Origin of the sequence: Janthinobacterium woesei, assembly GCF_051380875.1 — a bacterium.
Classification (GTDB): domain Bacteria; phylum Pseudomonadota; class Gammaproteobacteria; order Burkholderiales; family Burkholderiaceae_D; genus Janthinobacterium.
In genome coordinates this window covers 24,799-45,797 of sequence record NZ_JBNYXW010000026.1, presented here as the reverse complement: position 1 = coordinate 45,797, position 20,999 = coordinate 24,799, and the positions used below count along the sequence as shown (strand labels likewise).

Here is a 20,999-nt window from a genome sequence, read left to right as displayed (position 1 = left end):
ATGCAGTGCATTCCGGGCTTTTTGCATGGCGGCCTGCTGCTTACCAGCTATAGCCGGCCTTGGCGTAGTAATAACGGCCGTTGAAGCCGTTTGGTGCGAAGCCGCTGTATGGCTGGGTGCCGTTGACGTTCAGGTTGCCCAGCGAGGTGATTTGCGCTGGGTAGCGGTCGGTCACATTGTCGATACCGGCCACCAGGCGCCAGTTCTTGCCCAGCTTGACGCTGCCCGACACGTCCAGCACCCATTGCGGATCGTAGGTCTGGTCCAGCTTGGCATCGTTTTGCGGCACGGTGAAGCTGCCGTAGCGCGTCACCACGCCATGCGCATTCCAGATGCCGAAGGCATAGTCGGCGGCCAGGCTGAATTTATCTTTCGGCGAACCGACCGTGGTGCGGTTGATGGTCTGGCGGTCGATCAGCAGCAGATTGTTCGCCGTCAGCACGGCCGGGTTGGCGGCGATTTTTTCTACCGAGCTCTTGTTGTGGTTGTAGGCCACCGTGAAGTCCAGGCGGTACTTGTCCTGCAAGTCGATGCGGTAAGTGCTGACGATGTCGACGCCTTGCGTGCGCGTGTCGACGGCATTGGTGAAATAGCGCACCGCGCCCACTGCCGTGCCTTGCGCCGCCAGTTGCGCCTTCAGCGCGTCGTTCAGCGCCAGGTTGGCCGAGAACAGGATGCGGTTGTCGATGTCGATGCGGTAGGCGTCAACTGTCGTCGTGAAGTTGCGGTTCGGCTGGAATTGCAGGCCCAGGCTGTAGTTGCGGGCTTTTTCCGGCTTCAGATCCTGTGCGCCCAGGGCGCGTGCCTGCGGCGTGTTGACGGCAAAGGTGCCCGTCTCGGTGGCTGTGTTGACGCCATTGATGACCTGGAAGTTGGTGGTGGTGATGGTGTAGTACTGCTGCGCCAGCGATGGCGCGCGGAAGCCGCTCGATACGGTGCCGCGCAGCGAGAATGCATCGTTGAAGGCGTAGCGCGCCGAACCCTTGGCCGACGTGGTGCTGCCGAAATCGCTGTAGCGCTCATGGCGCAGGGCAACGCCGCCCGACAGCTTTTTTGTCACTTCCGCTTCCAGGTTGACATAGATCGACTCGTTGTGGCGCGAGTGGCTGCCCGCATTGGCCGGCCGGAAGCCGGCAAAGCCCTGCGCGCCACCTGCTGTAGCGGGAGTGGTGACGACAGTGATGTAGGATGCTTCATCACCGGCGCCGATCGTGTATTTTTCATGGCGCGCTTCCGCACCCACGGCCACGGTCAGGGGGCCTTCGATGCCAGCCACGGGGAATTCGCGCGCCGCGTCCAAGTTGAACACCGTCTGTTCGTTTTTCAGCGAACCGGCATAGAAATGCGTGGGGCTGTTCGCTCCCAGTGACTGGTTGACCGTGTTGTCGAGGTCCAGCTCGAACTTGTTGCTGCCGTAATTGAGGCTGGCATCCCAGCGCCAGCCGGCCGCTTCGCCGCGCAAGCCCGTGACGATGGACTGGTCGGTCAGGGTGCTGTTTTGCAGTGGCAAAAAGCCTTCCGAATAGATGGGCGTACGCTGCACAAATTCCTTGTGGGCAGGAACGGTGGGTGTGGCCGGTACCGTGACTTCGATCAGCGTCGTGCGCCAGGTGGCCGCAGCCGAAGTGTCGCGCTGGCCGTAGCTGCCGAAGCCATACCAGTCCAGGTTGTCGCTGATATGGTATTCGCTGTTGACGAAAACAGTGGCCGGCTTGCTCTCGGCGTCGCCATAGCGCTGGTTGACCTTGCCATAGCGCGGTTCTAGCGGGTTGCGGAAATCGGCGCCGGCGCGGTTGGTCGGATCGCGCTCGGCCACTTCCGCCGAAACGCGCACCCAGCCGTCGTCGCCCAGTGTGAAACCGGCCGAACCCTTGATGCTTTTTTGCTTGCCATCGTGTTCCTGCGTCTGGCCATAGCCGACTTCGACGTCGCCGCCGGCCGCGCCTTTTTTCAGGATGATGTTGATCACGCCGGCAATCGCGTCGGAGCCGTATTGGGCTGCCGCGCCATCGCGCAGCACTTCAATGTGGTCGATAGCGGCCAGCGGAATGGCGTTCAGGTCGACGGGCGCCGAGCCGCGGCCCAGGGTGCCGTTGACGTTGACGACGGCCGAGGTGTAGCGGCGCTTGCCGTTCACCAGCACCAGGGTCTGGTCGGGCGACAGGCCGCGCAACTGGGCCGGACGCACGGCGTCGCTGGCGTCGGCGCCCGTCGGACGGGGGAAGTTCACGGATGGCAGCAAACGCGCCAGCACGGTGGCCAGTTCGGTCGAACCCGTGCTTTGCAGGTCGCGCGAGGTGAGGATGTCGATCGGCGATTCGGAATCGATGGTGCGGCGGTTTTTCGCGAAGGTGCCGGTGACCACCACCGACTGCAATTCGCCTTCGGCTGGCAGTTCCTGCTGCGCTTGCGCTTGCATTGGCAAGCTGAAGCAAGCGATCAGGCTGGCGGCAATGACGGTTTTGACGGGGAGGGCGGGAATCTGGGTGAGGGCGGTGCTTGAACTCATCGACAATATCTCTTCGGTTAGTGAATCAGGTTGCGCAAACCATGGCGCTCAGGTAATGAAAACAGATTAACAGTGGGCACTGGGCGTGCTTACGAATAGTTCTGCTTATCGTTATGCAATAAACAGATAATGCGAATCAAATTTGCGGGTGTACTGCATATGGCCTCGTCTCCAGCATACGACCGGGCATGGCAAGGCCGCAATGCTGCACTGCAGTAAATTGCTTGTTGTTGTATAAATACGACTAGCTGGGGTGAGAGTTGGTAGTCTGGCGCCGCGCTGCCGCGCCAGACGGAAGCGCTGACTTAATGCCCAGGGTTGGGCACCCTGGCGTGGATGGCGTCGACGGCCGCCACCAGTTCCGGCGACAGGGTGATTTGATGCGCGTCGATATTTTGCCGCAGCTGATCGACGCTGGTGGCGCCGATGATGGTGGAGGCCACGAACCAGCGCGTATAGCACCAGGCCAGCGCCAGTTGCGCCGGCGTCAGGCCATGCTCGCGCGCCAGGGCCGCATATTGCCGGGCCGCTTCGACGGTGGCGGGACGGATGTAGCGGGGACTCCAGCCGGCCGGGAAAATCGTCAGGCGTCCGCGCGCCTGCGGATCGTCGATGTATTTCGCCGTCAGCTGGCCGAACGCCAGCGGGCTGTAAGCCAGCAAGCCCACGTTCTCGCGGTGGCAGGTCTCGTCAAGCAAGCTGGTCTCGAAATGGCGCGCCGTCAGGTTGTACAGGTTCTGGATCGAAGCGATGCGCGGCAAGCCTTTCATCTCAGCCTGCTTGATGTATTCGCACACGCCCCACGACGACTCGTTCGACACGCCGATGTGCCCGATCTTGCCTTCGTCGATCAGCTTGCCCAGCACAGCCAGCGTGTCTTCGATGGCCACGCAGTCGTGCTCGCGCTGCGGCTGGTAGACGCTGGCGCCGAAGATGGGCAGGTTGCGGCTGGGCCAGTGCAGCTGATACAGGTCAATGTGCCCGGTCTGCAAACGGCGCAAGCTGTCTTCGACGGCGGCGCGGATATTCACCGCATCGTGGTCGCTCTTGCCATTGCGTATCCAGTGCATGCGCGCGTTCGGCCCGGCGATCTTGCTGGCCAAAACGACCTCGCCGCGCTTGCCGCTTTTCTTCAGCCAGCTGCCGATATAACGCTCGGTGCTGCCCTGCGTCTGGGCGCTGGCCATGACCGGATACATCTCGGCCGTGTCGATGAAGTTGATGCCCCGTTCGAGCGCGTAATCGAGCTGGCTGTGCGCTTCGGCTTCACTATTTTGCTCACCGAAAGTCATCGTGCCCAGGCAGATCTTGCTCACTGCCAGGCCGCCGGAACCCAGTTTGATCTTTTCCATGCCGCTGCCTTAGCGCGCCTGCTTGCCGCGCAGCGCGCGCGCACAATCGCCCACCAGGGCGGGGCCCGCGTAAATCAGGCCGCTGTACAGCTGCACCAGCTGTGCGCCCGCCTCGAACTTGGCTACGGCATCCAGGCCCTGCATGATGCCACCCACGCCGATGATGGGCAGGGCATCGCCCAGTTCCGCCCTCAGCAGGCGGATCACGGTGTTCGACAGTTCGAACACGGGCGCGCCGGACAGGCCGCCCGCTTCCGCGCCGTGCGGCATGCCTTCCACGGCGCTGCGCGACAAGGTCGTGTTGGTGGCGATGACGCCGTCGATCTGGTGGCGCGTGAGCGACTCGGCGATGCTTTTGACTTGTTCGCCATCCATGTCCGGCGCGATTTTCAGGGCCAGCGGCACGTAGCGCTTGTGCTTGTCGGCCAGGCGCGCCTGCGCCTCCTTCAGTTGCGACAGCAGGGCGTCAAGTTCCGACGCGCCCTGCAGCTGGCGCAGGTTTTTCGTATTTGGCGACGAGATGTTCACCGTCACGTAGCTGGCGTAGGGGTAGACTTTTTCCAGGCACAGCAGATAGTCGTCGGCCGCCCGTTCGATGGGCGTGTCGGCGTTCTTGCCGATGTTCAGGCCCAGCACGCCGGCGCGGTTCTGGTAAAACTTCGACGCCTGCACATTGGCCACGAAGGCATCCACGCCGCCATTGTTAAAGCCCATGCGGTTGATGATGCCCTGCGCCTGCGGCAGGCGAAACATGCGCGGTTTCGGATTGCCCGCCTGCGCGCGCGGCGTGACGGTACCCACTTCGATCGAGCCGAAACCCAGGTCGGCCAGCGCGTCGATGTAGGCGCCATCCTTGTCCAGGCCAGCGGCCAGGCCCACGGGATTGGGGAAGGTGATGCCCATCACCGTGCGCGGATCAAATGCAGGTTTACTGGCCAGTTTCGTCAAGCCCAGCGCGCTAGCGCGTTTCAGCGCTGGCAAGGTGAAATGGTGGGCCGCTTCGGCATCCATCGAGAACAGCAGCGGGCGGGCGAGGGAGTACAGGAATTTTTCAGACATGGGGGCGCTTTTAGGATGGTGCGCAGGCCGCCGGGAAGGGCTGGCGGCGCGCTGTTAATTGACGGTATTTTACCGTGTTCCGCGCCCGCTCCGGTGTATAGTTGTTATTGGCCTCATGCAACATTGAGTCCACACCAGACCGTTGACATCCTCTGCTTCCTTACATCATAAGTGAGACATCGATTGAAAAAGACACGCATCTTGACCGCCATCGCGGCCGCCAGCGCACTGCTGCTGAGCCACCCGGCCCTGGCCCTGCCCAATACCCAGGACACCCGCATGCTGAGCGAGCCGGCCGTCTCCAGCCGCCACATCGCCTTCATCTATGCGGGCGATCTGTGGCTATCCAACCTCGATGGCGGCGGTGCGCGGCGATTGACGTCGGACCTGGGCGACAAGTCCAATCCTATCTTCTCGCCCGATGGCAGCCAGATCGCGTATAGCGCCAACATCGATGGCAATATCGACGTGTATGTGATCGCGGCGGCGGGCGGCGTGCCGCGCCGCCTGACGTTCCACCCGGGCGTTGATCTGGCGCAATCGTTTACGCCGGACGGCAAGGCCGTGATGTTCACCTCGCCCCGCGCCGCCTTCAACAACCGCTTCCAGAAGCTGTTTACGGTACCCGTCGCCGGCGGCGTGGAAACGCAGCTGGACATTCCCAACGCCTCGCGCGCCACCTATTCGCCCGATGGCAAGCGCATCGCCTATAACCCCTTGATGCCCGCCTTCAAACAGTGGAAGCGCTACCGGGGCGGCACCAATTCCTGGCTGTGGCTATTCTCGTCGTCCGACAAGTCGATAGAGAAAATCCCCCAGCCGAGCACGCGCTCGAACGACGTCGACCCCATCTGGCTTGGTGATACTGTTTACTTCCGCTCCGACCGCAATGGCGAATTCAACCTGTTCGCCTACGACGTGAAGACGAAAGCGGTGCGCCAGTTGACGCAGCATGCGGATTTCCCCGTGCTGAACGCCTCGGCGGCGAACGGCAAGATCGTCTACGAGCAGGCCGGTTATTTGCATGCGTTCGATATCGCCAGCGGCCAGGCGCAAAAACTCACCATCGCCGTGGCCAGCGACCTCGGGCAGACGCGCCCGCGCTGGGTGAAGAATGCGAAATACATCCGCGACGCCTCCATTTCGCCCTCGGGCGCCCGCGTCGCCTTCGAGTACCGGGGCGAGATCGTCACCATCCCCGCCGACAAAGGCGACGTGCGCAACCTGACGCAGACGGCCGGTGCCAATGAGCGCACGCCGATCTGGTCGCCCGATGGCCGCTCGGTGGCGTATTTCTCGGACGAGTCGGGCGAATACGAGCTGCATGTGCGGGCCCAGGATGGCAAGGGCGCAGTGAAAAAACTCAAGCTCAATGGCAGCGGTTTCTATGACAACGCCGTCTGGTCGCCCGACAGCAAGAAGATCGCCTTCGCCGACAATGGCTGGAGCATGTACGTGATCGATGTGGGCACGGGCAAGGTGCAGAAGGTTGCCACGGAGCCGATGTATGGCGTCGACAAGAGCATGCGCGCCTCGTGGGCGCCCGATTCGCGCTGGCTGGCCTACACGCTCAATTCGCCCACCTATACGCGCAGCGCCTACATTTATTCCATCGAGCAGAACAAGTCGATGCCTGTGACCGATGGCCTGTCGGACGTGGCCGAACCTGTGTTCGACAAGAGCGGCAAATACCTGTACTTCTTCGCCTCGACCAATGCGGGCCCCAGCAACAACTGGTTCTCGCAACAGAATGAAGACAATCTGGTGACGCGCACGGTATGGATGGCCGTGCTGCGGCGCGACCTGCCGTCGCCGTTGATCAAGGAAAGCGACGAGGAAAAGGCCGCCAGCGCGGAGCCGAAGAAGGAGGCGGCGGCGAAAGCCGAACCGGAAGCGAAGAACGAGCCGAAGATCGATCCGAAGACGGGCCGCGACGACCCGAAAGTCACGGTGGCACCCGTGGCGCCGATTGCCATCGATTTCGACGGCATTGCCACGCGCATCGTCGACTTGCCGCTGCCAGCCGCGCAATTTTCCAGCCTGGCCGCTGGCGCTGCGGGGCAAATCTTCCTGCTGCGCGAAAACGATGGCAAGAAGGCCGTGCAGCGCTTTGACTTGAAGGAGCGCAAGGCGGAAACCGTGGTGGCGGAAGCGGACGACTTCGAAGTCTCGGCCGACGGCAAGAAGCTGCTGTACCGCCAGAAGGACAACTGGGCCATGGGCACGGCTACGGGCAAGCTGCTGGCGCCGGGCGAAGGCAAGATCAAGGTCGACGCCATCGAGGTCAAAGCCGATCCGCGCGCCGAGTGGACGCAGATTTTCAATGAAGTGTGGCGCATCAACCGCGATTACTTTTATGATCCGGCCATGCATGGCGTGGACTGGAAGGCCATGCGCGACAAGTACGCCGTCTTCCTGCCCGAGCTGTCTAGCCGCGCCGACCTGAATCGTTTGATCCAGTGGATGTGCAGCGAACTGTCCGTGGGCCACCATCGCGGCGGCGGCGGCGATGACTTCATCGAAGCGAAGAAGGTGCCGGGGGGACTCTTGGGCGCCGATTATGAAGTGAGCGATGGCCATTACCGCTTCAAGAAGGTATATGGCGGCTTGAACTGGAACCCCGCCCTGCGCGCCCCGCTGACGGAACCTGGCCTGAACGTCAAGGCGGGCGAATACCTGCTGGCCGTCGACAGCCGCCCTTTGCTGCCGCCGACAAATATCTACAGCGCGTTTGAAAACACGGCCGGCAAGGCCATCGACCTGAGCGTGGGCCCGTCGGCCGACGGCAAGGGCGCGCGCACCATCACCGTGGTGCCCGTGCCCAGCGAAGATGCTTTGCGCAACCGCGACTGGATCGAAGGCAATATGCGCAAGGTCAATGCGGCTACGGGCGGCAAGGTGGCGTATGTGTACGTGCCCAATACGGCGGGCCTGGGCCACACCTACTTCAAGCGCTATTTCTTCCCGCAGGCGGACAAGCAGGCCATCATCGTCGACGAGCGTTTCAACGGCGGTGGCAGCGTGGCCGATTACTACATCGAGATCCTGCAGAAGAAGGAAATTGCCTGGTGGGCCATGCGCTATGGCGCCGACATGAAGACGCCGTCTGCCTCGATCCAGGGCCCGCGCGCCATGCTGATCGACGAGACGGCCGGTTCGGGCGGCGACCTGCTGCCGTGGATGTTCCGCAAAAATAACATGGGCCCGCTGATCGGCAAGGCCACCTGGGGCGGCCTGGTGGGCATCCTGGGCTTCCCCGTGCTGATGGATGGCGGCACGATCACGGCGCCAAACCTGGCGTTCTGGACCCGCGAGAATGGCTGGGGCGTGGAAAACGAAGGCGTGGCGCCCGATATCGACGTCGAGCAAACGCCGGCCGACGTCATCGCCGGCCGCGATCCGCAGCTGGAAAAGGCCATCGAGGTGATCCAGGCCGAACTGGCGAAGAACCCGCCCGTGCGGCCAACGCGCCCGGCATATCCGGACAAGAGTAAATAAGCATGAACAAAGGGGCGCAAGCCCCTTTTTTTACATCACCACCCACTGCCCCTTGATGCGTGCTTCCAAAGGCTTGAAGTTGATCTTGTAGGCCATCTTCTGGCTTTGTTCTATCCAGTAGCCCAGGTAAATATACGGCAGGCCCAGTTCCCGCGCCTGGGCGATTTGCCACAGCACGTTGTAGGTGCCGTACGAGGCGCCTGGCACGTCCGGATCGAAGAAAGTGTAGACGGACGACAGGCCATCGGCCAGCACGTCGATGATGCTGACCATGCGCAGGGTGCCGTTCGGATCGCGGAACTCCACCAGGCGCGTGTTGACCCTGCTTTGCAGCAGGAATTGCGCGTACTGGTCGCGGCTGTCCTGGTCCATGCCGCCGCCCGCGTGGCGCGTGCTCTGGTAGCGCAGGTACAGTTCGTAGTGCTCGTCAAGAAAGGTGAGGGTGGCCACGCCTGCCTGCAGGCAGGCGTGCCGGTTCCAGGCGCGGCGTTGGTTGCGGTTCGGGGCGAAGTCGCCCGCCACCACGCGCACGGGGATGCAGGCCTGGCAGCCGTCGCAATACGGGCGGTAGGTAAAAATGCCGCTGCGGCGAAAGCCGTTGCGCACCAGTTCCGAATACACGTCGCTGTTGATCAGGTGCGAAGGCGTGGCCACTTGCGAGCGGGCTTGGCGGTCGTCCAGGTAGCTGCACGGGTAGGGCGCCGTCGTATAGAACTGCAGGGTGGCAAACGGTAGTTCGTTCAGGTGCGTCATGCTGATCCTGTCTGGTCTGTCCGCGGCAATGGAATTGTGCCTGCAGATATCATAGCTTTTTTATGCGGATGTTGCAGCATGCCAGTCGGTGATTTGCGCTGCTTCAATGGCGCTGCGCAGATGGGCCAGGAAGCGCGCGCGCGAAATGGGCGCCGCGCCCAGCGAGGCCAGGTGTCTTGTTTCTTGCTGGCAGTCAATCATGGCCACGCCGCGCGCTTTCAAAAAGTGCACCAGGTGCGCCAGCGCGATCTTCGAGCCATCCGTCACGCGGGCGAACATCGATTCGCCATAGAACATGCGCCCGATCGACACGCCATACGCGCCACCCACCAGTTCGCCGTCCAGCCACAGTTCCGACGAGTGCGCGTAGCCCAGTTTGTGCAAGCCCGTGTAGCCGGCGATGATCTCGTCGGAAATCCACGTGCCCGGGCCATCCTTGCGCGGCGCCGCGCAGGCGCGCATGACGGCTTCGAAATCGCCGTCGAAACGCAGTTGCCAGCGCCCGTCGGTGGCGGCGCTGCGCTCGACCTTGCGCATGGTCTTGGCTAGGCTGTCGGAGACCTTGAAGTTTGCCGTCATCAGCACCATGCGCGGATCGGTGCTCCACCATAAAATGGGCTGGCCCTCGGAAAACCAGGGAAAGATGCCGCGCCGGTAAGCGTCGAGCAGGCGCTTGGGCGACAGGTCGGCACCGGCCGCCAGCAAGCCGGGCGCCTCGCCGGTCAGGGCGCGCGAGACGTCGGGAAACGGGGTGTGGATATCGAGCCAGGGAATCATGCGGTATCGCTTGCGACGGGGTCAGGAGGCTTGCTCGGCATCCGTGCGCGCCATCGGGCGGGTGATGTCGCCCGTATGGAAGCCGTAGCTGCCACCTTCGCGCATTTTCACGCGGTCGGCAAAGAACAGTTCCAGCGTGGCGCGGATGGTGGGGAAGGCCAGATCATCCCAAGGAATCTGCGCTTCCGTAAACAACTGCACTTCCAGGCTTTCGATGCCGGGCGCGAAATCGAGGTCGCGCAAGCGCGCCAGGTAAAACAGGTGCACCTGGTGCACGCGCTGCACGTTCAGCAGCGAAAACAGGGGGCCCAGCTCGATATTGGCGCCCGCTTCCTCCACCGTTTCGCGTTCGGCCGCGTCGGACGTGGTTTCGTCGTTTTCCATGAAGCCCGCTGGCAAGGTCCAGTAGCCATGGCGCGGTTCGATGGCCCGCTTGCACAGCAAGACCTGCAACTGGCCATCCTCTTCCCATACGGGAATGGAGCCGACCACCATTTTCGGATTCTGGTAATGGATGGCGTCGCAGTTGGCGCAGACATAGCGCGGACGGTTGTCGCCTTCCGGAATGGACAGGCTGACGGGATGGGCGCATTCGGAGCAGAATTTCATGGGCAGGCTTAGGGTAAGAATGATGTCAGGTAAGGCGCTAGTGTAACGCTTACTGTACACCGATTGCATGCGGCGTGGCGTGTGCGCAGGCATGATTGCCAGCTGCGCATGGCGCTGGAGAGTCTATTAAACTGGTCTATTACAGTTGAAGTTGAGATAGCTATTGCCTAAGCCGCCAGTTTGCCCTTATAATTCGAGTGCGGGGTGGAGCAGTCTGGCAGCTCGTCGGGCTCATAACCCGAAGGTCACAGGTTCAAATCCTGTCCCCGCAACCACATTCGAAAGCCGCTGATTCTTGCAAAGGGATCAGCGGCTTTTTCTATTGCGGCGCAGCATGTTCAGGCCATCCATCGCTTGAGTGACACTAGCCATTGCGCAACGCAACAAACCTCTATATAATTCGCCTGCGGGGTGGAGCAGTCTGGCAGCTCGTCGGGCTCATAACCCGAAGGTCACAGGTTCAAATCCTGTCCCCGCAACCAATATCGAAACCGTTGATTTCTCGCAAGAGAGTCAACGGTTTTTGGTTTTTGCGGCGCCATTAATCCGGTCGCGCATGCCGCCCCTCCCTGCTGGCCAGGGATGGGGCGGGGCGGCCTTTGACGCTAGCGCTGCTTCGCCAGCTGCATGCCCACGGGCAGGGCGCGGATGCGCTTGCCCGTGGCGGCGAAGATGGCGTTGCACAGGGCCGGTGCAATCGGCGGCGTGGCCGGTTCGCCCACGCCGCCCAACTCCATGTCCAGGGTGCCCGGCACCAGGTGCGTGTGGATCACGCGTGGCGCGTCGGCGGCGCGCAGCACGGCGTAGTCGTGGAAATTGCTTTGCTCGACGCGGCCATTCTTGAAACTGATCTCGCCGCTCATGGCCAGCGAGAGGCCCATGATGCAGGCGCCCTCGATTTGCGAGCGCACGCGGTCAGGGTTGATCTGCGGGCCGCAATCCATGGCGATATCGACCCTGGGCACGACGACTTCGCCCGCCGCGTTGATCTCCACCTCGATCACGGCCGCCACGTAGGTGACGAAACTGTAGGACACAGCCAGGCCCAGACCCCGTCCCTTGGGCAGCTTGCGGCCCCAGCCCGCCTTGGCCGTCGCCAGCTCGATCACGTGGCGCATGCGGCCAATATCGACCGGATATTTGGCCGGGTCTTCGCCATAGTTCCAGCTGTCGGACAAGTCCGCCGGGTTGATCTTGCGCGCGGGACCCAGCAATGCCAGCAGGTAGTCGCGGTGGTCGATTTTTGCCGCATGTGCCAGTTCGGCCGTGAACGACTGGATGGCAAAGGCGTGCGGGATGTTCGACACGGAACGGAACCAGCCGATGCGCGTGTGGGCCGGCACTTCGGGCACCTCGACACGGATATTCGCAATCGCATACGGCACGTTGATGGCCGACATGCCCAGCTCGGACGCCGACTGCGTCTTTGCGTCCAATGCAAAGGTCGAGCTGATGGTGGGCGCGGCCGTGCGGTGCAGCCAGGCCGTGGGATAGCCCTTCGCGTCCAGCGACGCTTCCAGGCGCTCGACCGATACCGTGTGCAGGTAGTCATGCTGCAGGTCGTCGTCGCGCGTCCACGTCAGCTTGACGGGTGCGCCGTCCATGGCCTTTGAGAGCAGCGCCGCTTCGACGGCGAAATCGGGTTTTGACTTGCGCCCGAAACCGCCGCCCAGCAAGGTGACGTGCACGCTCACGTCGTCAAATGACAAGCCCAGGGCCTTGGCCACGTTGCTGCGCGTCGCTTGCGGCGCCTGCACGCAGGCCCATACTTCAGCCTTGCCGTCGGCGATGCGCACGGTGGCGGCCGGCGGCTCCATGGTGGCGTGGGCGAGGTGGGGCAGATAGTACTCACAGCTCAATTTGCGCGCGGCCGGGGCGGCCGCCAGCGTGGCCACCGTCTTGCCCTGGTCGCGCGCCGCTTTTGCCGGTTGGCGCACGGCCGCTTCCAGCGTCTTGCGGAAGGCCTTCGAGTCGTAAGCACCATTCGGGCCGTCTTCCCATTCCAGCACCAGCGCTTCGCGCCCCTTGATGGCGGCCCAGGTATTTTTCGCGATGACGGCCACGCCGCCCAGCGGATTGAACATGGCTGGCGGCGGGCTGCCCGCCAGTTCCACGATGCGCAGCACGCCCGGCACTTTCAGGGCTGCCGTCTTGTCCACGCTTTTCAGCTTGCCGCCAAACACGGGCGGACGGGCGATGACGGCATACATCATGCCGTCCAGGCGCGTGTCGATGCCGAAGTGGGTATTGCCGGTGACGATATCGTGCAGGTCGATGCCGCGCGTATTGTTTTGGCCTATATAGCGCAAGTCGCCCGCCGCTTTCAGGCTGATGCGCGCGCGCGGCGGCACGGGCAGCTTGGACGCTTCTTCGGCCAGGGCGCCAAACGACAGCGTGCGCCCGCTGGCCGCATGCACGACGGCATGGTTGACGGCCTTGACTTCCGTGACTGGCACGTCCCAACGCACGGCCGCCGCCGTTTCCAGCATCAGGCGCGCCGTGGCGCCCACGTGGCGCATGGCGCGGAACGAATGGCGCATGCTGCGCGAACCGTCCGTATCCTGGCTGCCGTAGCGCGCTTCGTCTGCCGGCGCCTGCTGCACGCGCACCTGCGCCCAGTCGGCGCCCAGTTCGTCGGCCGCCACCATGGGCAGGCTGGTACGGATGCCCTGGCCCATTTCGGAACGGTGCACGACGATGGTGACGATGCCGTCGGCGCCGATGGAGAGGAACACCAGCGCGTCGTCGACTACGCCGCCGGCCATGCGCGCGCCGCCATATTTGACGGCGTCGGCCGCCATCACCAGGCCCGAGGGGCCGGCCACCAGCGTCAAGCCGGCCAGCGCGCCAGCGGCCTTGAGCCAGTTGCGCCGCGCAGGCGACTGTGGGACAGGGTTTTCAAGGATGCTCATTTGGCCGCTCCTTTCGCGCTGATGGCGCCGGATGCCTGTTTGATGGCCGCGTGGATGCGCGTATAGGTGCCGCAGCGGCAGATATTGCCACTCATCGCTTCGCGGATTTGCTGGTCGTTCGGCTTCGGCGTCTTGTGCAGCAGGGCCGTGGCCGACATGATCTGCCCGGCCTGACAGTAACCGCATTGGGGCACGCCGTGCTCTTGCCAGGCTTGTTGCAGCGCAAGGCCGATCTTGTCTTCACTCACCGCTTCGATGGTGGTGATCTGCTTGCCGGCCGCGGCCGACACGGGCGTCACGCAGGAGCGAATGGCCTCGCCATCGAGGTGCACGGTGCAGGCGCCGCACAGGGCCATGCCGCAGCCGAATTTGGTGCCGGTCATGCCCAGTTCGTCGCGCAGGGCCCACAGCAGGGGCGTGTCTTCAGGCAAGGCAAGGTCGTGCTGCTTGCCATTGATGGTCAGGGTCGTCATGGTGTTCCTCGGTGGTGAGGTGGTGAGGTTGTGCGGGGATGCGTGAAGGGCGCGCCCGCGGCTGGCTGGCTCTTCAGTAAGCGATGTTAGCGCCAGCGCGCGGTTTGCGGTGAGCAGATGGGTGGAATTAAGAATTCCATAAAATGGAAGTATTGTTGTTTAATGGACTTCCAGCTGCGCATACACGGCGTTGGCGATTGTGCCCAGTTCCTTTTTGGGCAGGCTGGCCGAGAGGGCGTAGCCCAGCTGGCCGTCGATCCAGTAAAACACGCTGAGTTCCTTTTCCTGCGTATAGCGAAATGCCGTTTCCTGCTGGCCGGCCCGCTCTTTTGCCACATACAGTGTCAGGCGCTTGCCAGCGCCATCTTCGTACATGAACAGCGCCACGGGGCCGTCGCCATCGCCGGGCAGCAAACGTCCGCCGATCAACTGGTAGCCCAGTGGCGACAGCAGGGGCGGCTGCAGCTTGCTGCCCAGGCGCTTCGACAGCCATTGCACCAGGTGCGCTTCCTGTTCCGCGCCCACTTCCACGGGGTGGCGCACTTCGGGCGTGTAGACGGCATGGGCGATGGCGGCGCTGCGCGCAAGAGAAATAGGGCTGGCGCTGGCAGACCCGCCGTCGCTGCCGCGCAGCAGCCAGCCGCCCGCGCCGCCCGCGATCACCAGCACGACGGCAGCCGCCGCCTGCATGGCATGGCGGTACCAGGCGCCGTTCGCCGCCGGCGGGGCCGTGGCGCGCCATAGCGGCTGCGGCACGCTTTCTTCCAGCACGGGGTCGAACAGGGCGCGCAACTGCCGGTTTTGTTCGCGCCAGGCGTCCACCCTGGCGGCATCTTCGGGATGTGCGCGCAGGTGGGCGTCGATGGCCGCGCGCTGTTCTTCGGGCAGGACGCCGTCGGCCAGGGCGTGCAATTGCGCTTCGCTGATGGCTTGCGTCTTCATTTCACGACTTTCAGGGTGGGCGCGCCATGGCCACTGGCCGGGCTGCCGTCGAGCAGCGCGCGCAGTTTGTCGCGCCCGCGCGACAGGCGCGACATGACAGTGCCGACGGGGATGCCCAGGGTGGCGGCCACCTGCTCATACGGCATTTGTTCGAGCGCGACGAGCAGGATCACTTCGCGCTGCGCCAAAGGCAGGCGGGCCAGCGCCGCATCCATTTCGCCGATGGCGATGGCCTGTCCCGGCGCCCGTTCCTGGGCGGGCAGCAGGGTGGCGTCGTCGATTTCCTGCAACACCAGGCCGGGGCGGCGCATGTGGTCCACGTGCAGGTTATGCATGATGGAAAACAGCCAGGGCCGCATCTCGCCGCCGCGCTGCCACTGGCCCAGCTTGCGCCAGGCCCGCTCCACGGTGTCTTGCACCAGGTCGTCCGCGTGCACGGCGCCGGCCAGTGCGCGCGCATAGCGGCGCAGGCCCGGCAGGCAGGCTTGCAGCGCGCGGCTGTCCTCTGGCGTAGTCATGCTGGCGGCGCGATGGCTTGCTTAGGGCTTGACGACGTGCCACACGTTCTTGAAATTGTCGCCCGCCACGTCGCCCGGCTTCTTGTCTTCCTTGTACAGGTACAGCGGCTTGCCCTTGTAGGTCAGCTGCATGGCGCCATTGTCATCGCGCTTGATGCTGCCGTACGGGGCGGCAGGCGCCGCTTCGGTGGCGATGACGGCGGGCCAGGCGAGCAGGCAGCCGCCGCTGCAGGCGCTCTTGCCGCTGCCGGCGGCATCCTTGTCGAACATATACACGGTCATGCCGCTGGCATTGACCAGCATGCCGTTGGCAGGCATGACGTCGGCGGCGAAAGCCAGCGGGGCGGACAACACGGTGAACAGGGCGGTGGCGGTGAAACAGGTGGTAAGGCGCATGATGGTCTCCTTGGGGTTTTTTGGGGCTTGCAAGGGATAGACGCACGGCGTTCCCCGCTTATTCCCCTTCTTGCGGCATATTTTTTTCAGGCGCATGCAGGCTGGCCCACAGGTGGGCGGCGGCCATGGTGCGGTGTGGCGCGTACTGCCGCAGCCACTGCTCCGTGCGTGCCATGTCCGGCTTCGCTCCTTCACCCAGCAGCTGTTGCAGGGCGGCGCGGATGGCCACGTCGCCATGCAGCGAGCAGTCGGCATAGCCGTAGCCGCGCAGCAGCGCGTAATTGACGGTCCACGGGCCGATGCCCTTCACGGCGAGCAGCGCCTGCGAAATAAGCTTCACCCCATCAGACTCGGCCAGCTCCAGCGACAATTGTCCGTCATCGACCAGGCGCGCCAGGCGCAGCAGGGTTTCCGCCTTGGCGCGCGAGAATTTGCGGCTGGTCAAATCGTCGATGGATAGCCGGGCCACGTCCCGCGCCTCGGGGTAGCACCACAAGCCGCTGCTGTGCTGGCGGCCAGCCTGCAAAATGAAGGTGCGGCGCAGGGCGATGGCGAACGACAGGTTGATCTGCTGGCCGATGATGGCCCAGGTCAGGGCCTCGAAGGGGCTGGCCGACTGCACGATGCGCAAGCCCGGGTTGATGCGCGTCAAAGGCGCCATCAGCGGATCGTGCGCCACCTGCTGCATGAATGGCTGCGGGTCGATGCGCAGGCCCAGTATGTTCAAGAGCGCGCCATGCAGTAGCGCTGGCATGTGCTGCGCGGTCTCGCCGTCGATTTCGGCGCGGCAGATGGCGGTATCGTCCGTCAATGCCACGTCCAGCACGACTGGCATACCTTGCAGCAAGATGCCCTTGCGCAGCCCCTTTTGGGTGACCTGTTCCGCCACGGCTTGTGTATCGCGGCTGTGGAAGGCGATGACGTCGTCGCGGCGGTAGCCGGCGGGCAGGGGGAGGGTCCAGTGCAGCAGGGTCATGGCTTCATCGCTCGCAGATGGCGCTGCCGGGTGGCGTAAGGGCCGCCGCGTGCTGGATCTGCAGCGCATCGGGCACGCCGTTTTTGACGGCCGTCAGCTCGGCCAGGATGGAAATGGCGATTTCGGCCGGCGTCTTGCTGCCGATGTACAGGCCGATGGGGCCGTGCAGGCGCGCCAGTTGCGCGGCGCTGACGTCGAACTGCAGCAGCCGTTCGCGGCGTTTGGCATTGTTGGCGCGCGAGCCGATGGCGCCCACGTAAAAGGCGGGCGACTTTAATGCTTCCATCAGGGCCAGGTCATCGAGCTTGGGGTCGTGCGTGAGGGCGACGACGGCGCTGCGGCTATCGAGCTGCAGTTCCAGCACCAGGTCGTCCGGCATGGCGTGCAGCAGGGGCACGCCGGGCACGTTCCAGCCGCCGCGATATTCCTCGCGCGGGTCGCAGACGATGACGTGGTAATCCATGGCCATGGCGATTTGCGCCACGAAGCGCGACAGCTGGCTGGCGCCGATGATCAGCAAGCGCCAGCGCGGGCCGTGCTGGGTGGTGAGAAGCCCGTTTTCCAGGGTCAGCACGGCACCCGGCGCGGCGCGCTGCAAGGTGACGGCGCCGCTGCGCAAGTCCAGGCGGCGTTCGATCAGCTCATGGTTTTCCAGGCGCGCCAGCAGTTCGGCCACGCGGCTATGTTCGTGCAGCGGTTCGATGGCCAGTTCAATGGTGCCGCCGCAGGGCAGGCCGAAGCGGTGCGCCTCGTCGGCGCTGATGCCGTAGCTGACGATGTCGGGCTGCGTGCGCACGATGCCGTGCACGCGCACCGTGTCGATGAGGTCATCTTCGATGCAACCGCCTGAAACGGAGCCGACCACCGTGCCATCGTCGCAGATGGCCAGGGTGGCGCCCACGGGGCGGGGACTGGAGCCCCAGGTCTTGATGACGGTGACCAGCTCGCAGCGGTGCCCGGCGGCAATCCACGCGGCGCTGGTTTTCAGAACTTCAAGGTCGATGCTGTCCATGGGCGCGTAGGTTGCTTGCCGCGCGAGGGCGGCAAAGTATGGAATGGTCTGCAATATTGTGGCTATACTACCCTCTCCAACAGAGCGCGGAGAGTTTTCATGTCAAACGACCACGAGACACAAGACGACGGCATCCCCAAGTTCGGCAAGCTGCTTGTCGTGTTGTTCCTGGCGGTGGTGTTTTGCGGTGCCCTGACGTGGGTCATGGGCACTTATTTCCCCAACTTCCCCGGCGCCTGACCAAACCTGCTGCGCGTCGCGCTTTGCGGCCTGCGATGCTCACCGGCTCGGCGCCCCCGTACTAAGGTACGGTTGCGCTTGTTAGCCACAAATCACTGCCGCTCGCGACGGTTTTGTCAGGCGCCTCCCTCGTTGATCCGGTCTAGGGTTTTAGCGGCTTCTTGGCCGCCTGCTTGGCGCGTACGTCGGTCACGGCACGGTTGATGGCTGCCATGCGCGAGTTGATGCCGGGATGCAGGACCGTGTAGCCGTTGGCGACGCTGGCTGGCACTTGCGTGGCCAGGCGCTGCCAGAAGCGGGCGGCGTTGTCGATATTGTAGCCGGCGCGCGCCAGCAGATAGATGGCCAGCGTGTCTGCCTGCACGTCGAGTTCCTGTGGCATGGCCTTGATGCCGGCCGCGCCGGTCAGCATCGACACGTCCGGCTGCACGGCACCCAGGCTGTCGATGATGCTGCCGGCCGTACCGTTTGTATGCTGGCTGCGCGCGTGGTCGAGGATGTTGTGCGCCATTTCGCGGGCGATCACAAAGGCGATGCCTTCGTCGTTTTGCGCCGCGCCCACCATGCCGCGCGTGAGCATGATGCGCGAGCCGTCCGAATACGCGTTGGCATTGTCCGCATTGCCCAGGGCGACGCGGAAAGCGCAGGCGCGCGTGACGGGGATTTTCAAGTCCTGCTGCTGGCCATCGCGGGCGATGGTCATGTTCAGGCTGGCGCTCTTGGAGGCCAGTGGGCCGACGATGGCGCCAAACGGGCCTTCCGCCCTGGGGCCGGACGGCAGCGGCTTGCCTTCGGCTGCCAGCAAGCCGTCGCCCTTGCGCAGGCCGGCGCGCGCCGCGCCGCTGCCCGGCAGCACGCTGGACACCTGCATCTGCTCACCATAGCCGAGCGCCGCCTGCGCCGCGTCGGCATAGATGCCAGGATACGAGTACTTGTTCTGCGCCGTGAATCCCAGCAGGTTGCGTGCATACGTCTTGCACAAGTCTGCATTGTTGATCAACAGGGGCGCCGAGACTTTCGACAGGCGGTCTTGCAGCGCCACCATCTTGACCAGTTCTTCCTGCGCCGCCTTTTGCTGCGCCGTGTAGGTGGCCGGCGCATCGGGCGCCGGCACCACATTGAACGGGCCGCTGACATTCATGCCAGGGGTGCTGCAGCCGGCCAGGATGGCCGCGCTGGCCAGTAGTAGCGGCGTGGCCAATCGGCGCAGCGAAGTTTGGGCTGGGATCAGATGGCGTAAACCTGGCATAGAACTATTCCTTAATGTTTGCCGGTGCTGCCGAAGCCGCCAACACCGCGTTCGCTGTCGCCGAATTCCTCGACGACGTTAAAGCCCACTTGCAGCACCGGCACGATAATGAGCTGCGCCAGGCGATCCATGGGATTGAGCGTGAATGCGCTCTGGCCCCGGTTCCAGGTCGATACCATCAGCTGGCCCTGGTAATCGGAGTCGATCAAGCCTACCAGATTCCCCAGCACGATGCCGTTTTTGTGGCCCATGCCGCTGCGCGGCAGGATCATGGCCGCATACGACGGGTCGCCGACGTGGATCGCCAGGCCGGTGGGAATGAGCACCGTCTGGCCAGCTTCGATAGTGATGGGCGCGTCGATGCAGGCGCGCAGGTCCAGGCCGGCGCTGCCCGGTGTGGCGTAGGCCGGCAGTTGTTCCTTCATGCGGGCGTCGAGGATCTTGATGTCGATAGTTTTCATTGATTTAAAGCGTTAGAGGGTTACTTGAGCAGCGATTTTTTTGCAATGCGCTTGGAAATTTCCGAAATCAGCTGGCGCGCCAGGTTCAGTTTCGAGGCGCGCGGCAGCACGGTATGGCCCTCTTCATCGAAGAGGATGATGGTGTTGTCGTCCTGGCCAAAGGTGTTCTGGCCGATATTGCCGACCAGCAGGGGAATGCCCTTTTTCTCGCGCTTGGTCGAACCGAATTCCACCAGGTTTTCCGATTCGGCGGCAAAGCCCACGCAATACGGATAGCCGGCCAGGTTGGTGCGCGCAGCTACCGTGGCCAGGATGTCGGGATTTTGCGCGAACTGCAGTTCGGGCACGGAGCCGTCAGCCTGCTTTTTTATTTTCTGTTCGCTGGCGTTGACGACGCGCCAGTCGGCGACGGCGGCGACGGCGACGAAGACATGCTGGCCGTCGACGTGGGTCATGACTGCATCGTGCATCTGCTGCGCGCTTTGCACATTGATGCGGCGTACGCCAAACGGCGATTCCAGGGCCGTGGGGCCTGAGATGAGCAGCACTTCCGCGCCCGCTTCGCGCGCCGCGCGTGCTACCGCATAGCCCATCTTGCCAGAGGACAGATTGGTGATGCCGCGCACGGGGTCGATGGCCTCGAAAGTGGGGCCGGCGGTGACCAGCACGCGCTTGCCCGCCAATACTTTCGGTTGGAAGGCGGCGATCAGCTCCGTCAACAGCTGTTCCGCTTCCAGCATGCGGCCCAGGCCCACTTCGCCGCACGCCTGTGCACCGGCGGCGGGGCCAAACAGCTTGATGCCATCGTCGCGCAGCTGCTGCACGTTGCGCTGCGTAGCGGGGTTCTGCCACATTTCCACGTTCATGGCCGGCGCCACCAGCAATGGCAGCTGGGAAGGGCGGGCCAGGCACAGGGTCGACAGCAGGTCGTCGCACACGCCATGTGCGAGTTTGCGCAGGAAATCGGCCGAACACGGCGCGATCAGGATGGCGTCCGCGCCGCGCGTCAAATCGATATGCGCCATGTTGTTGTCGATGCGCGCATCCCACTGGCTGGTGTGCACGGGTTGGCCGGACAGCGCCTGCATCGTCACGGCCGTGATGAAGTGGCTGGCCGCATCCGTCATCACCACTTGCACCGAGGCGCCGGCGCGGGTCAGGGCGCGGCACAGTTCCGCCGCCTTGTAGCAGGCGACGCCGCCCGAGAGTCCCAGGACGATTTTTTTGCCGGACAATTCCATGCTGTTCTCCTGCTGTATTGGC

General features: G+C 63.8%; 18 protein-coding genes and 2 tRNA genes. 4 read left to right on the top strand and 16 right to left on the bottom strand.

The genetic code is table 11. From position 1 onward, the window contains the following. Nucleotides 1-40 precede the first annotated feature (40 nt). The 3 genes from ACQ4W6_RS24425 to ACQ4W6_RS24415 form a co-directional block, all read right to left on the bottom strand. A complete protein-coding gene (locus ACQ4W6_RS24425; protein ID WP_436569757.1) occupies nucleotides 41-2,509 on the bottom strand; it encodes a TonB-dependent receptor plug domain-containing protein in 2,469 nt (822 codons plus the stop codon). A 305-nt stretch (nucleotides 2,510-2,814) separates the two neighbouring features. Continuing rightward, nucleotides 2,815-3,861 carry an aldo/keto reductase gene (locus ACQ4W6_RS24420; protein ID WP_436569756.1) on the bottom strand — a complete coding sequence of 349 codons (1,047 nt, stop codon included), beginning with the start codon at nucleotides 3,859-3,861 and terminating at the stop codon, nucleotides 2,815-2,817. A 9-nt stretch (nucleotides 3,862-3,870) separates the two neighbouring features. After that, the gene (locus ACQ4W6_RS24415; RefSeq protein ID WP_436569755.1) at nucleotides 3,871-4,920 is read right to left on the bottom strand and encodes a quinone-dependent dihydroorotate dehydrogenase; all 1,050 of its coding nucleotides are present in this window, start codon (nucleotides 4,918-4,920) and stop codon (nucleotides 3,871-3,873) included. 183 nt (nucleotides 4,921-5,103) lie between these two features. Between ACQ4W6_RS24415 and ACQ4W6_RS24410 the strand changes: the two genes are divergently transcribed. Next, on the top strand, nucleotides 5,104-8,418 hold the full coding sequence (locus ACQ4W6_RS24410; protein WP_436569754.1) for a S41 family peptidase: 3,315 nt from the start codon (nucleotides 5,104-5,106) through the stop codon (nucleotides 8,416-8,418). 30 nt (nucleotides 8,419-8,448) lie between these two features. On the opposite strand, the gene ACQ4W6_RS24405 is transcribed toward ACQ4W6_RS24410, so the two are convergent. Genes ACQ4W6_RS24405 through ACQ4W6_RS24395 form a run of 3 tightly spaced genes read right to left on the bottom strand, consistent with a single transcriptional unit; the run spans nucleotide 8,449 to nucleotide 10,557 of the window. Continuing rightward, the gene (locus ACQ4W6_RS24405) at nucleotides 8,449-9,171 is read right to left on the bottom strand and encodes an arginyltransferase (RefSeq protein WP_436569753.1); all 723 of its coding nucleotides are present in this window, start codon (nucleotides 9,169-9,171) and stop codon (nucleotides 8,449-8,451) included. 60 nt (nucleotides 9,172-9,231) lie between these two features. After that, nucleotides 9,232-9,948 carry a leucyl/phenylalanyl-tRNA--protein transferase gene (gene aat / locus ACQ4W6_RS24400; protein ID WP_436569752.1) on the bottom strand — a complete coding sequence of 239 codons (717 nt, stop codon included), beginning with the start codon at nucleotides 9,946-9,948 and terminating at the stop codon, nucleotides 9,232-9,234. A gap of 21 nt (nucleotides 9,949-9,969) precedes the next feature. After that, nucleotides 9,970-10,557, bottom strand: coding sequence for an NUDIX hydrolase (locus ACQ4W6_RS24395; RefSeq protein WP_436569751.1), 588 nt, complete (start codon nucleotides 10,555-10,557; stop codon nucleotides 9,970-9,972). Between the two features lie 198 nt (nucleotides 10,558-10,755). On the opposite strand from ACQ4W6_RS24395, the gene ACQ4W6_RS24390 reads away from it, so the two are divergent. Next, nucleotides 10,756-10,832, top strand: a tRNA-Met gene (locus ACQ4W6_RS24390). Nucleotides 10,833-10,962: 130 nt separating this feature from the next. Continuing rightward, nucleotides 10,963-11,039, top strand: a tRNA-Met gene (locus tag ACQ4W6_RS24385). A gap of 123 nt (nucleotides 11,040-11,162) precedes the next feature. Here ACQ4W6_RS24385 and ACQ4W6_RS24380 read toward each other — a convergent pair. From ACQ4W6_RS24380 to ACQ4W6_RS24350, 7 genes are all read right to left on the bottom strand, one after another. Beyond that, complete coding sequence (locus tag ACQ4W6_RS24380; RefSeq protein ID WP_436569750.1) at nucleotides 11,163-13,469, bottom strand: xanthine dehydrogenase family protein molybdopterin-binding subunit; 2,307 nt, start codon at nucleotides 13,467-13,469, stop codon at nucleotides 11,163-11,165. After that, complete coding sequence (locus ACQ4W6_RS24375; RefSeq protein WP_436569749.1) at nucleotides 13,466-13,942, bottom strand: (2Fe-2S)-binding protein; 477 nt, start codon at nucleotides 13,940-13,942, stop codon at nucleotides 13,466-13,468. Before ACQ4W6_RS24375 ends, ACQ4W6_RS24380 begins: the two co-directional genes overlap by 4 nt. A 159-nt stretch (nucleotides 13,943-14,101) precedes the next feature. Continuing rightward, on the bottom strand, nucleotides 14,102-14,884 hold the full coding sequence (locus tag ACQ4W6_RS24370; protein ID WP_436569748.1) for an anti-sigma factor family protein: 783 nt from the start codon (nucleotides 14,882-14,884) through the stop codon (nucleotides 14,102-14,104). Further along, complete coding sequence (locus tag ACQ4W6_RS24365; protein ID WP_436569747.1) at nucleotides 14,881-15,402, bottom strand: RNA polymerase sigma factor; 522 nt, start codon at nucleotides 15,400-15,402, stop codon at nucleotides 14,881-14,883. Before ACQ4W6_RS24365 ends, ACQ4W6_RS24370 begins: the two co-directional genes overlap by 4 nt. A 21-nt stretch (nucleotides 15,403-15,423) precedes the next feature. Next, a complete protein-coding gene (locus ACQ4W6_RS24360; protein ID WP_436569746.1) occupies nucleotides 15,424-15,798 on the bottom strand; it encodes a COG4315 family predicted lipoprotein in 375 nt (124 codons plus the stop codon). A 58-nt stretch (nucleotides 15,799-15,856) separates the two neighbouring features. Next, nucleotides 15,857-16,774 (bottom strand): DNA-3-methyladenine glycosylase family protein, encoded by a 918-nt coding sequence (locus ACQ4W6_RS24355; RefSeq protein WP_436569745.1) that lies wholly within the window; start codon nucleotides 16,772-16,774, stop codon nucleotides 15,857-15,859. Between the two features lie 4 nt (nucleotides 16,775-16,778). Beyond that, on the bottom strand, nucleotides 16,779-17,786 hold the full coding sequence (locus ACQ4W6_RS24350) for an XdhC family protein (RefSeq protein WP_436569744.1): 1,008 nt from the start codon (nucleotides 17,784-17,786) through the stop codon (nucleotides 16,779-16,781). A 99-nt stretch (nucleotides 17,787-17,885) separates the two neighbouring features. Here ACQ4W6_RS24350 and ACQ4W6_RS24345 point away from each other — a divergent pair, with 99 nt between their 5' ends. Further along, entirely contained in the window at nucleotides 17,886-18,026 is a 141-nt protein-coding gene (locus tag ACQ4W6_RS24345) for a hypothetical protein (protein ID WP_436569743.1), read from the top strand. A gap of 142 nt (nucleotides 18,027-18,168) precedes the next feature. On the opposite strand, the gene ACQ4W6_RS24340 is transcribed toward ACQ4W6_RS24345, so the two are convergent. From ACQ4W6_RS24340 to coaBC, 3 genes are read right to left on the bottom strand one after another with little or no spacing between them, the layout of a single operon-like run. Then, the gene (locus ACQ4W6_RS24340) at nucleotides 18,169-19,275 is read right to left on the bottom strand and encodes a M48 family metalloprotease (RefSeq protein WP_436569742.1); all 1,107 of its coding nucleotides are present in this window, start codon (nucleotides 19,273-19,275) and stop codon (nucleotides 18,169-18,171) included. An 11-nt stretch (nucleotides 19,276-19,286) separates the two neighbouring features. Then, complete coding sequence (gene dut, locus ACQ4W6_RS24335) at nucleotides 19,287-19,736, bottom strand: dUTP diphosphatase (protein WP_436569741.1); 450 nt, start codon at nucleotides 19,734-19,736, stop codon at nucleotides 19,287-19,289. Nucleotides 19,737-19,756: 20 nt separating this feature from the next. Further along, nucleotides 19,757-20,977 carry a bifunctional phosphopantothenoylcysteine decarboxylase/phosphopantothenate--cysteine ligase CoaBC gene (gene coaBC / locus ACQ4W6_RS24330; protein ID WP_436569740.1) on the bottom strand — a complete coding sequence of 407 codons (1,221 nt, stop codon included), beginning with the start codon at nucleotides 20,975-20,977 and terminating at the stop codon, nucleotides 19,757-19,759. Nucleotides 20,978-20,999 lie beyond the last annotated feature (22 nt).

Excerpts from the sequence above, each read along its gene's own strand:
- ACQ4W6_RS24425 (WP_436569757.1), bottom strand. The coding sequence starts at position 2,509 with ATGAGTTCAAGCACCGCCCTCACCCAGATTCCCGCCCTCCCCGTCAAA.
- ACQ4W6_RS24420 (WP_436569756.1), bottom strand. The coding sequence starts at position 3,861 with ATGGAAAAGATCAAACTGGGTTCCGGCGGCCTGGCAGTGAGCAAGATC.
- ACQ4W6_RS24415 (WP_436569755.1), bottom strand. The coding sequence starts at position 4,920 with ATGTCTGAAAAATTCCTGTACTCCCTCGCCCGCCCGCTGCTGTTCTCG.
- ACQ4W6_RS24405 (WP_436569753.1), bottom strand. The coding sequence starts at position 9,171 with ATGACGCACCTGAACGAACTACCGTTTGCCACCCTGCAGTTCTATACG.
- aat (WP_436569752.1), bottom strand. The coding sequence starts at position 9,948 with ATGATTCCCTGGCTCGATATCCACACCCCGTTTCCCGACGTCTCGCGC.
- ACQ4W6_RS24395 (WP_436569751.1), bottom strand. The coding sequence starts at position 10,557 with ATGAAATTCTGCTCCGAATGCGCCCATCCCGTCAGCCTGTCCATTCCG.
- ACQ4W6_RS24380 (WP_436569750.1), bottom strand. The coding sequence starts at position 13,469 with ATGAGCATCCTTGAAAACCCTGTCCCACAGTCGCCTGCGCGGCGCAAC.
- ACQ4W6_RS24375 (WP_436569749.1), bottom strand. The coding sequence starts at position 13,942 with ATGACGACCCTGACCATCAATGGCAAGCAGCACGACCTTGCCTTGCCT.
- ACQ4W6_RS24370 (WP_436569748.1), bottom strand. The coding sequence starts at position 14,884 with ATGAAGACGCAAGCCATCAGCGAAGCGCAATTGCACGCCCTGGCCGAC.
- ACQ4W6_RS24365 (WP_436569747.1), bottom strand. The coding sequence starts at position 15,402 with ATGACTACGCCAGAGGACAGCCGCGCGCTGCAAGCCTGCCTGCCGGGC.
- ACQ4W6_RS24360 (WP_436569746.1), bottom strand. The coding sequence starts at position 15,798 with ATGCGCCTTACCACCTGTTTCACCGCCACCGCCCTGTTCACCGTGTTG.
- ACQ4W6_RS24355 (WP_436569745.1), bottom strand. The coding sequence starts at position 16,774 with ATGACCCTGCTGCACTGGACCCTCCCCCTGCCCGCCGGCTACCGCCGC.
- ACQ4W6_RS24350 (WP_436569744.1), bottom strand. The coding sequence starts at position 17,786 with ATGGACAGCATCGACCTTGAAGTTCTGAAAACCAGCGCCGCGTGGATT.
- ACQ4W6_RS24345 (WP_436569743.1), top strand. The coding sequence starts at position 17,886 with ATGTCAAACGACCACGAGACACAAGACGACGGCATCCCCAAGTTCGGC.
- ACQ4W6_RS24340 (WP_436569742.1), bottom strand. The coding sequence starts at position 19,275 with ATGCCAGGTTTACGCCATCTGATCCCAGCCCAAACTTCGCTGCGCCGA.
- dut (WP_436569741.1), bottom strand. The coding sequence starts at position 19,736 with ATGAAAACTATCGACATCAAGATCCTCGACGCCCGCATGAAGGAACAA.
- coaBC (WP_436569740.1), bottom strand. The coding sequence starts at position 20,977 with ATGGAATTGTCCGGCAAAAAAATCGTCCTGGGACTCTCGGGCGGCGTC.